2 protein-coding genes and 1 pseudogene are annotated in these 2,072 nt (G+C 64.2%); 2 read left to right on the plus strand and 1 reads right to left on the minus strand.

The window, feature by feature from the left end; translation table 11 throughout:
• The first annotated feature begins 68 nt into the window (after positions 1-68).
• On the plus strand, positions 69-698 hold the full coding sequence (locus tag EN939_RS31585) for a TetR family transcriptional regulator C-terminal domain-containing protein (RefSeq protein ID WP_127271517.1): 630 nt from the start codon (positions 69-71) through the stop codon (positions 696-698).
• A 273-nt stretch (positions 699-971) separates the two neighbouring features.
• Here EN939_RS31585 and EN939_RS31590 read toward each other — a convergent pair whose 3' ends face one another.
• Positions 972-1,859, minus strand: coding sequence for a helix-turn-helix transcriptional regulator (locus EN939_RS31590; protein WP_127271519.1), 888 nt, complete (start codon positions 1,857-1,859; stop codon positions 972-974).
• 103 nt (positions 1,860-1,962) lie between these two features.
• Here EN939_RS31590 and EN939_RS39470 point away from each other — a divergent pair.
• Positions 1,963-2,072, plus strand: a pseudogene (locus tag EN939_RS39470) (3-oxoacyl-ACP reductase); the annotation flags it as partial.

Here is a 2,072-nt window from a genome sequence, read left to right on the forward strand (position 1 = left end):
CCACAGGCTAGGGAAAAACTGGTCCAGAGAATTGGTCCAGATGACCCTCAACGCGAGGGCTGGCAACGGTGACCACGGACGCTCCTCGTCGCACCCGCATCCAGCAGGAAAAGCGCGAATTCATCCTGGAGGCGGCGCTCGAGGTTTTCTCGACCAACGGTTTTCGTGGCTCGACCCTTGACCAGATCGCCGAAGCCGCCGGCATGTCGAAGCCGAACCTGCTCTATTATTTCCGCCGCAAGGAAGACATCCACGAGACGCTGATGCAGCGCCTGCTCGACACCTGGCTGGCGCCGCTGCGTGAACTCGATGACATCGGCGACCCCTTGACCGAATTGCGCAGCTACATCAGACGCAAGCTGGAAATGGCACGCGACTTTCCGCGCGAGAGCCGGCTATTCGCCAACGAGATCCTGCAAGGCGCGCCGCGCATCATGCCGCTGCTGGCCGGAGAGTTGAAGACGCTGGTCGACGAGAAGGCGACCGTCATCAAGGGCTGGATGCGCGCCGGCAAGATCGCCAAGACCGATCCGTGGCACCTGATCTTCTCGATCTGGGCGACGACGCAGCATTATGCCGATTTCGACGTCCAAGTCCGCGCCGTCCTCGGGCCGAACCGCGGCGGCGACGGCCGCTTCGAGGATGCGGCAAGGTTTCTCGAACAATTGTTCCTCGATGGCCTCAAGCCGAAGGGGTAGCAGCGAGATCACGTCTTGGGTCAACTTGGCAGTCGTCGGGCTATCCCAGACGGTGGGGATTGGCCGAAGCGCACATTGATTTCGTCATTCTAGGGCGAAGCAAGGAGCGAAGCGACGCGGCGCAGACCCTAGAATCCATGCCGCGACTTCAACGCGCCGCAACGGTACAAATTCTGCTCCGCTGTACCCTTCGACCAATGTCACGGAATGGATCCCAGGGTCTCCTCGACGCCGCTTCGCGGCTGCTCCGCCCTGGGATGACGAAGTGGAGGGTTACGCGCTGCGCCGCTCGGCCGGCAGGGCGTCCAGCAATGTCTGCAGCTTGGCGACCGAGTTCTGCTCGGCAAGCGGCGTATAGACGATCAGCTTCATGTCGGAGCCATCGCCGATCGACAGGCTCATATGCTCGAAGATCATGGCGCCCGCGCTCGGGTGCCGGACATGCTTCACCCCCGACAACCGGTGCGCGACGTCGCGCTGCGGCCACCAAGCGCGAAATTCGGGGCTCGAACGCGTCATCAACTCGATCAGCCGCTCGAAATCCGGATCGCCGACATAACGCGCACTCGCGGCCCGGAAGGAGGCCAGCACGGTGCGCGCCAGTTGCTCCCAGTCGACCAGGAGGCGCCGGTGGTGCGGGCTGGTGAACACCATGTGGACGATGTTGCGGGCGTCCCCCTCCAGCAAGCCATAGTCGCCGAACACCGCGACGGCAGCCGGGTTCCAGGCCAGCACATCCCAGCGCCGCCCGACAACATAGGCCGGCTGCAGCACCAGGCTCTGCAGCATGTGCAGCAAGGGGCCGTCGACTTTTTCCGGCGCCACGGCACGGCGCTCCGGCTGCTGGCGGTCGGCGAGGATGAACAGATGCTGTTTTTCGGCGGCGTCGAGGCGCAGTGCTTCGGCAAGTGCCGTCAGCACCTCGACCGAGGGCCTGACCTCCCGCCCCTGCTCCAGCCATGTGTACCAGGTGGTGCCGACACCGGCGATCATCGCCACCTCCTCGCGGCGCAAGCCCGGCGTACGCCGCCTGAGACCGGTGGCGATGCCGGTGGCCGAGGGCGTCAGCCTTTCGCGGCGCGAGCGCAGGAAGGCGCCGAGTTCGCGCCGGCGGCTGTCTTCAGCCGAATGTGTGGGGGCAGCGTGGGGTTGGGACTCCATGCGGGTATTATAGCAGTATTGATACCAGGATAAAGTTTGAACTGTTTGGCCCGCGCCAACTGTCCCATCTTCGGTTCAGAGCAACAGAACGGAGGCTCTGAACATGGAACTCAAAGACAAGACGATCCTCATCACCGGCTCTACCGATGGCGTCGGCCGGGTCGTCGCGCAACGGCTCGGCGCCGCGGGCGCCCGTGTGCTGGTGCATGGCCG

This window comes from Mesorhizobium sp. M7A.F.Ca.CA.002.05.1.1 (genome assembly GCF_003998335.1).
Classification (GTDB): Bacteria; Pseudomonadota; Alphaproteobacteria; order Rhizobiales; family Rhizobiaceae; genus Mesorhizobium.